The 7673-nt window shown below is 70.8% G+C and carries 9 protein-coding genes; all 9 read right to left on the bottom strand.

Annotated features, from left to right (window positions below):
• Positions 1-1645, bottom strand: a 1645-nt coding sequence (locus LQV45_RS13975) for a PH domain-containing protein (RefSeq protein ID WP_230007553.1), incomplete at its 3' end; no start/stop codon positions are given.
• Complete coding sequence (locus LQV45_RS13970) at positions 1642-2241, bottom strand: PH domain-containing protein (protein WP_138176126.1); 600 nt, start codon at positions 2239-2241, stop codon at positions 1642-1644. The genes LQV45_RS13970 and LQV45_RS13975, both read right to left, overlap by 4 nt.
• A complete protein-coding gene (locus LQV45_RS13965; RefSeq protein ID WP_230007552.1) occupies positions 2183-2680 on the bottom strand; it encodes a DUF3180 domain-containing protein in 498 nt (165 codons plus the stop codon). Before LQV45_RS13965 ends, LQV45_RS13970 begins: the two co-directional genes overlap by 59 nt.
• Positions 2677-3204 (bottom strand): 2-amino-4-hydroxy-6-hydroxymethyldihydropteridine diphosphokinase, encoded by a 528-nt coding sequence (folK, locus tag LQV45_RS13960; protein WP_230007551.1) that lies wholly within the window; start codon positions 3202-3204, stop codon positions 2677-2679. The genes LQV45_RS13965 and folK overlap by 4 nt, the downstream gene beginning before the upstream one ends.
• Positions 3201-3569: a dihydroneopterin aldolase gene (gene folB, locus LQV45_RS13955; protein ID WP_230007550.1), complete on the bottom strand. Its 369-nt coding sequence runs from the start codon at positions 3567-3569 to the stop codon at positions 3201-3203. The genes folK and folB overlap by 4 nt, the downstream gene beginning before the upstream one ends.
• The gene (gene folP / locus LQV45_RS13950) at positions 3569-4360 is read right to left on the bottom strand and encodes a dihydropteroate synthase (protein ID WP_230007549.1); all 792 of its coding nucleotides are present in this window, start codon (positions 4358-4360) and stop codon (positions 3569-3571) included. Before folP ends, folB begins: the two co-directional genes overlap by 1 nt.
• Positions 4357-4947, bottom strand: coding sequence for a GTP cyclohydrolase I (gene folE, locus LQV45_RS13945; RefSeq protein WP_230007548.1), 591 nt, complete (start codon positions 4945-4947; stop codon positions 4357-4359). The genes folP and folE overlap by 4 nt, the downstream gene beginning before the upstream one ends.
• Positions 4948-4953: 6 nt before the next feature.
• Positions 4954-6957 (bottom strand): ATP-dependent zinc metalloprotease FtsH, encoded by a 2004-nt coding sequence (gene ftsH / locus LQV45_RS13940; protein WP_230007547.1) that lies wholly within the window; start codon positions 6955-6957, stop codon positions 4954-4956.
• A gap of 149 nt (positions 6958-7106) precedes the next feature.
• The gene (hpt, locus tag LQV45_RS13935) at positions 7107-7658 is read right to left on the bottom strand and encodes a hypoxanthine phosphoribosyltransferase (RefSeq protein ID WP_230007546.1); all 552 of its coding nucleotides are present in this window, start codon (positions 7656-7658) and stop codon (positions 7107-7109) included.
• Positions 7659-7673: the final 15 nt, after the last annotated feature.

Raw genomic sequence — 7673 nt, 5'->3', positions numbered from 1 at the left:
CGGCATCCCGATCCAAAGCCCCCACCGACGTCTGCACCGTTCCCGCAATCACGTGGGCGGCGAGGCTCGCCGTGCGCGTCGCGCGCGCGACCGGCCCCTGCCGCAGCCCCACCGACTGCAGTCGCGCCAGCGGCACGACCGTGAGCGTGCGGCGCGCCCACCCGCGCCGCAGGAACAGCGCGTCGGCCGTGAGGACGGCACCGTTGCGCCGCCAGGAGAAGGGCCGCAGCAGGCGCGCTCGCGACGGCGTGATGACGTACGGGTCGTCCTCGACCGGACCGAGGATGCCATGACGGAAGACGTAGGTCCACTCCTCCGGCGGCAGCGCCGGGGCGAGGATGCGCAGCACCTTCTCGACGTCGTCGCGCGTGCCGATGGGCAGGACCGCGGCGAACGGGTCGGTGCTCGCATCGGTCGACCCGCGCCCCGACAGCCGGTTCACCGAGATGCTCCACCAGCCGAACGGACGCCACAGCAACGGCTGGTGCACCTCCATCGCGTGGACGCGCCCCGGCGGCACCACTTCGCTGATCGTCGTGAACAGCCCGAACGTCAACCGCACGCCGTCGGAGCTCGGCGCGATCGAGTATCGCAAGCCGCGCGCGATCGAGCGCACGTAGTACGCACCGAAGCCCAGGAACGCCGGGACGATCGTGAACAGCAGCCACAGCGTCGACATCGACGCCGCGATCCCGATGGCCACGATGAGCACCACGAGCATCAGGGTCGATCCGCTCAGCACCCGCGAGGCGACGAGCCGGCCGAAGGGGATCCGCACGATGCTCTCGGGCTCGGCATCCGAGAAATCCTCGCCGTCGACGATGTTCTGGATGCCGGCTCCCACCGCCCCGGCCGCCTGCTGCACGAGCGAGCCCCCGGTGACACCGACGGCGCGTTCGGCACGACGGCGACCCGACGCCAGACGCAGGATGTCGCCGCGCACGGTCTCTGCGGCACCGGCGGAGAGGTACTCCAGCTTCACGTTGGAGTCGAGACCGGCACCGACCACCTCGAGCTTGGCGAGTCCCAGCAGACGCGCCACCATCGGCCGCGTGAGGTTGACGCCCTGGACGCGGTCCAGGGGCGCGCGCCGGTGCGTGCGGAAGAGCACGCCCGAGCGCACCTCGACATCGTCATCGCTGATGCGGAACGTGTGGAACCGCCAGGACAACCGGAAGGCCACGAGGAGCACGATCAGCACCGCCAGGGCACCACCGGCGGCGATGAGGATCAGGTTGTTCGCGAAGAGGAAATCGACCGGGTCGGGAGGCAGGACCCCCGGGGGCAGATCGGTCACGGACGGCAGGAACAGTTCGAGCAGACGCTCGCGCATGTTGGCCACGATCACGCCGATGACCACGAGGAGGAACAGGCCGCCGCGCAGCAGCGGCGTCAGCGGGTGCAGCCGCTGCCACTCGCCGTCGCTCAGCGGCGAGCGCACGAGCGTGCGGGGCGGGGCGTCGTCCGAGGCCGCGGCACCCTCCGCTGCCGCTCCCGCAGCCGCAACCCCCGAGGCCGCAGCACCCGCCGACGCAGCACCCGCCGGCGGCGGGCCCCACGCCGGATCCGGCGCCGAGCGGCCAGGAGCCGACGCATCGGGCCCCGGCGCAGGGTTCGACGCGTGGGGGATCGAGGGGTCGGTCACAGTCCGGTCCGTCGGGTCTCGGCGACGTCGATGAGCGTGTCGCGCAGCTGCTCGGCCGCGCCCTGCGTCAGGCCGGGGATCGTCACGCCCGTCGAGGCCGCAGCGGTGACGAGCTTGAGTTGCGCGATGCCGAAGCCGCGGTCGAGCGGCCCGTGCGTGATGTCGACGAGCTGCATGCGCCCGTAGGGCACCGCGACGACGCGCTGCCAGAGGATGCCACGGCGGAAGACGAGATCGTCATGGCGCAGCTGATAACCGAAGGACCGGGCCTGTCGCGGCGTGATGATCATGCCGATCGCGGTGACCAGGAGCACGACACCCGCCGGGATCCACTGCCAGGCCACGCCCGTGATCGCCTGCGCCACGCCCGCCGCAGCGAGCACGAGCACGAACACGGCGCCCTGCGAGATCATCTGCACCCGGACGTACGCGCGGGCGAGCTGGTGCCACGTTCCGTCGCCGAGCGGCAGTCGGCCGGGTCCGCGGGGTTCGAGGACGCGCGAGTACGTGGCGTCGTCGAGAACGGATGCCGCCGGCTCAGGCCGCGGGGGCACCGGAGTCGGGGCGCGCTCCGGGAGATCCGGGGTGTTCGTCATCGTCGTCCTTCCGGATGGTGCACAACTGCTCGGCCACGAGTCCCGCGACGACGAGGACGGCACCGCACACGGCCGTCGCGATGATCGATCCCCACGAGCCTAGCGACGGAGTGAACGGACGGGTGGAGACGAAGGCGAGAAGCCCCAGGGCGAAGCCGGTCGCCGCGGCGCCCACGAGCGACGAGGCCTTGGCGAGCATCGCGATGCGCAGGGCCCGGAACGGATCGATGCGACGGCCGGTGCGCCCCCGGGACGCGCGGAAGACGGGAACGGCGACCGCGACCACGATCGCGCCCAGGAGCACGAGCACCGTCGGCAGACTCGCCGCCGGCACGAACGTCGGCCGTCCGGCGGCCGTGAGACCCATGTCGAGGAGGAACCCGATCACGCCCCCGGCGAGCGCCGCGACGATGAGGATCGTCGCTCCGGTGCGCTTCACGATCCGTCTCCGCGCAGCGCGACCAGTAGCGCGTCCACCCGGCCACGGCCGGGGATCTCGGCATCCGGGTCGATCTGCAGCCACGGGGCCAGCACGAACTCCCGCTCGTGCGCGCGCGGATGCGGCACGGTCAGACGCTCGTCGTCGATGCGCACATCGCCGTAGACGATGAGGTCGAGGTCGAGCGTGCGATCGCCCCAGCGCTCGCGGCGGACGCGGCCGTGATCGGCCTCGATGCGGTGCAGCTCGTGCAGCAGCGTCGACGGCGCCAGCCGCGTCTGCAGCAGCGCCACCGCGTTGAGATAGCGCGGCGCGGTCTCATCCGCGCCGGCGAGGGTGACGGCCACCGTCTCGATCGGTTCGGACACCCGCACCTCCGTGGTCAACGGGAGCCGCTGCAGTGCGGAGACGGCGGCGGCGAGGGTCCCGGCGCGCGCGCCGAGGTTGGCGCCGAGAGCCACCACCGCGGCCACGGGTCGGTCGGCAGGCGGATCGCCGATGCCGTGGGCCAGCCGAACGCTCATACGCGCCCCCGTCGGATCGTGACCGACACGTCGGCGAACGGCACGGTGATCGGAGCGTGCGGCTTGTGCACCGTCACCGTCACGAGGACGACACGCTCGTCCGCGAGCACGTCGTCCGCGATGCGCTGGGCGAGCGTCTCGAGCAGGTCGGCCGCGTCGCCCTCGACGATCGCGACGATGCGCTCGGCGAGCTCGCCGTAGTGCACGGTGTCGACCACGTCGTCCGTCTCGGCGGCGGGCCGGAGCGAGAGCTGCAGGACGACGTCGACGACGAACTCCTGCCCCTCGCGCTTCTCGTCGGGGTACACGCCGTGGAATCCGTGGGCGCGCACCCCCGTCAGAGTGATCTCGTCGGCGAAGTCCATCAGGCCTCCCAGGCGCGGGCGACGGCGAGCGCGTCGCGGGTGGTCGGGATGTCGTGCACGCGTACTGCCCACACCCCGGCGCGGGCGGCCAGGACGCTGGTGACGGCGGTGGCGAGGTCGCGGCGCGAAAGGTCGGCATCCTCGCCGAGCGCATCGGTCAGGAAGCGCTTGCGGCTGGTGCCCACCAGCACGCGGCAACCGACGGCGGTCAGCCGCGGCAGGGCACGCAGCGTCTGCCAGTTCTGGACACCGCGCTTTCCGAAACCGATGCCCGGGTCCAGCACGATGCGCTCGCGCGGGATGCCGGCCACCTCGGCCGCACGGAGTCGCTCCGAGAGCTCGCCCGCGACCTCCGCCGCCACGTCGTCGTAGTCGGCGCGGGCGTACATCTGCGACGACGGTCCGCGCCAGTGGCCGAGAGCGATGTCGGCATCCGTGTCGGCGACCGCGGCGAGCAAGTCGGGATCGGCCAGACCACCCGAGACGTCGTTGACCAGTCGCGCGCCGGCGTCCACCGCGGCGCGTGCCGTGGCGGCGTTCATCGTGTCGATGCTGACGAACAGACCCTCGGATGCCAGCGCCTCGACGACCGGCAGGACTCGCTGCTGCTCGACGCGCGGCGCGATCCGGTCGGCACCGGGTCGCGTGGACTCACCGCCCACGTCGAGCAGGTCGGCACCCTGCGCACTCAGAGAACGCGCGTGGGCGATCGCGACGTCGGGGTCGAGGAACCGGCCGCCGTCGCTGAACGAGTCGGGGGTGACGTTGACGATCCCCATCACGAGGGTCACGGGCGCCCCCGGCCGATCAGGGCGACCAACTCGGCACGAGCGACGGGGTCGGTGTAGACCCCGCGCGCCGCGATCGTGACGGTCGAGGCATCGGGCTGACGGCCGCCGCGCATCGTGACGCACTCGTGCATGGCATCCAGGATCACGAGCACTCCGCGGGCGTCGAGCGCTCCCGCGAGGGTGTCGGCGACCTGTTCGCCGAGGCGCTCCTGCACCTGCGGACGGGCGGCGAGGATGTCGATGACCCGCGGCAGCGCGCCGAGGCCGACGACCTCCTCGCCGGGGAGGTACGCCACGTGCGCCCGCCCGCGGAAGGGCAGCAGGTGGTGCTCGCACATCGAGCGGAACGCGATGTCGCGCAGCATCACGGCACCGGAGGGCAGGGTGTCGGGCGCCGGCCCGCGGCTCACCGAGATCGTGTGCTGCAGCGGGGCACCGGCATCCTGCCCCACTCCCCCGAAGAACTCGCTCCAGGACTCCGCCACTCGCGCCGGGGTCTGCCGCAAGCCCGGGCGATCGGGGTCTTCTCCGATCGCCTCGAGCAGCTCGCGTACGAGCGCGGCCACGCGCTCCCGGTCGACGGCCACGGCGCCTTAAGCGGTGGCCGGACGCGTCTGCCCGCTCGGCCGCCGCTGCGGCTGGGTCGCGGTCTGGGCGTCGGCCTCGACGGACGCGGCGACGCCGGCCGTTTCGGGGCGGCGGGGGACCTCGACCGGCGGCAGGGTCGACACCGGACGGTCGCCCGACGACAGCCACTGCGGGCGCGGAGGCAGGCGCTTGACGTCCGTGAAGATCTCGGCGAGCTCGATGTGGTCGAGCGTCTCTTTCTCGAGCAGGGCGAGCGCAAGGCGATCGAGGATCTCGCGGTTGGCGTTGATCACCTGGTAGGCCTCGTTGTGCGCCTGCTCGATGAGACCGCGCACCTGCGCATCGACGCGCTCGGCGATCCGCTCCGAGAAGTCGCGGCCGTGACCCATGTCGCGCCCCATGAAGACCTCGCCCGACGAGGAGCCGAGCTTGACCGGCCCGACATCCATGGTCATGCCGTACTCGGTGACCATCTTGCGGGCGATGCTCGTGGCCTTCTCGATGTCGTTCGAGGCGCCGGTCGTGGGGTCGTGGAAGACGATCTCTTCCGCCACGCGGCCGCCCATCGCGTACGCGAGCTGGTCCTGCAGCTCGTTGCGCGTCACGGAGTACTTGTCGTCCAGGGGCAGGACCATCGTGTAGCCGAGGGCCTTTCCGCGCGGGAGGATCGTGACCTTTGTGACGGGGTCGGTGTGGTTCATCGCCGCCGCCGCGAGCGCGTGTCCGCCCTCGTGGTAGGCCGTGATGAGCTTCTCCTTCTCGCGCATCACGCGCGTGCGGCGCTGCGGGCCCGCGATCACGCGGTCGATCGCCTCGTCCAGCGCACGGTTGTCGATGAGCTGTGCGTTCGAGCGCGCCGTGAGCAGCGCGGCCTCGTTCAGCACGTTGGCGAGGTCGGCGCCGGTGAAGCCGGGCGTCTTGCGCGCCACGACCTCGAGGTCGACGGACTCCGACAGCGGCTTGCCGCGGCCGTGCACCGCGAGGATGCGCTGGCGCCCCTTGAGGTCGGGGGCGTCGACGCCGATCTGCCGGTCGAAACGGCCCGGGCGCAGCAGCGCCGGGTCGAGGATGTCGGGACGGTTGGTCGCGGCGATGACGATGACGTTGACCTTGGGGTCGAAGCCGTCCATCTCGACGAGCATCTGGTTCAGCGTCTGCTCGCGCTCATCGTGACCGCCGCCCATACCGGCGCCGCGGTGGCGGCCGACGGCGTCGATCTCGTCGATGAAGATGATCGCCGGCGAGTTCTCTTTCGCCTGGTTGAACAGGTCGCGCACACGGCTCGCGCCGACACCGACGAACATCTCGACGAAGTCGGAACCCGAGATCGAGTAGAAGGGCACGCCGGCCTCCCCGGCGACGGCACGGGCGAGGAGGGTCTTGCCGGTTCCGGGAGGGCCGTACAGCAGCACACCCTTGGGGATGCGGGCACCGACCTCTTCGAACTTCTTCGGGTCCTTGAGGAAGTCCTTGATCTCTTCGAGTTCCTCGATCGCCTCGTCGGAACCCGCGACATCCTGGAAGGTCACGGTGGGCGTCTCTTTGGTCACGAGCTTCGCGCGCGACTTGCCGAACTGCATCACCTTGCTGCCGCCGCCCTGGGCGCTGGAGAGCAGCCACCAGAAGAGCAGACCGAGCAGCACGAGGGGGAGCATCAGCGAGAGGAAGCCGTCGAACCAGCCCGGGCGCGGGACCACGTCGTTGAAGCCGTCCGCGGGCGCGGCGGTGTCGATCGCGGTGGCCACCTCGGACGCGCGAGCCTTGCCGTAGTAGAACTGCACGGTGTCGGCGCCCTCGAAGGGCTGCGAGAGCTTCAGATCGACGCGCTGGTCGACGTCATTCGTCGTCGACGAGGTGACCGTGCCGCCCTTGAGCAGCTCCAGACCCTCTTGCGTGGAGATCTGGCGTGCTCCGCTCAGGTTCGAGATGAGCGAGAAGCCGATGACCAGAAGCAGACCGACCAGCAGAACGTAGATGATCGGATTGCGCGTGATCTTCTTGAAATCCATGGTGGGCGAGCCCAGCCCTTTCGTGATCCGCCGGGGAAAAAGCGGTGCAATCAGGCTAACGCCCGCCGGCTATGCCGAGACTGTGCGTTCGTCGTGGGCGTACGCGGGTGATGGATGCCAGGCCCCGGCGCTCGGCATCCCCGCCGTCGTCAGGAGTAGACGTGCGGCGCGAGCACGGCGACGTCGCGCAGGTTGCGGTACTTCTCGGCGTAGTCGAGGCCGTAGCCGATGACGAAGTCGTTGGGGATGTCGAATCCCACGTAACGGCAGTCGACCTCGACCTTCATGGCATCCGGCTTGCGCAGGAGCGCGAGGACCTCGACCGACTCGGCCCCGCGCGAGGCGAAGTTCTCGAGCAGCCAGCTGAGGGTCAGGCCCGAGTCGATGATGTCCTCGACGATCAGCACGTGCTTGCCGGTGATGTCGGTGTCGAGGTCTTTGCGGATCTGCACCACGCCGCTGGAGCGCGTGCTCGCCCCGTACGACGACACCGCCATCCAGTCCATCGTGACGTGCATCGGCAGGTGCCGGGCGAAGTCGGCCATGACCATGACCGCGCCCTTGAGCACCCCCACCAGCACGACGTCGCGACCGGCGTAGTCGGCCGCCACCCGCGTGGCGAGTTGGGCGAGCTTGCCGTGGATCTGCTCCTCGGTGAGGAGGACTTCGCTGATGTCGTCGGAGATGTCGGCCGCGCGCATTGGGCAAGTCTACGC

Source organism: Microbacterium sp. Bi128 (genome assembly GCF_918698205.1).
The sequence above is the reverse complement of the archived record's forward strand: the minus strand, read 5'-3'. Positions and strand labels throughout refer to the sequence as shown.

Excerpts from the sequence above, each read along its gene's own strand:
- LQV45_RS13970 (WP_138176126.1), bottom strand. The coding sequence starts at position 2,241 with ATGACGAACACCCCGGATCTCCCGGAGCGCGCCCCGACTCCGGTGCCC.
- hpt (WP_230007546.1), bottom strand. The coding sequence starts at position 7,658 with ATGCGCGCGGCCGACATCTCCGACGACATCAGCGAAGTCCTCCTCACC.
- ftsH (WP_230007547.1), bottom strand. The coding sequence starts at position 6,957 with ATGGATTTCAAGAAGATCACGCGCAATCCGATCATCTACGTTCTGCTG.
- folK (WP_230007551.1), bottom strand. The coding sequence starts at position 3,204 with ATGAGCGTTCGGCTGGCCCACGGCATCGGCGATCCGCCTGCCGACCGA.
- folB (WP_230007550.1), bottom strand. The coding sequence starts at position 3,569 with ATGGACTTCGCCGACGAGATCACTCTGACGGGGGTGCGCGCCCACGGA.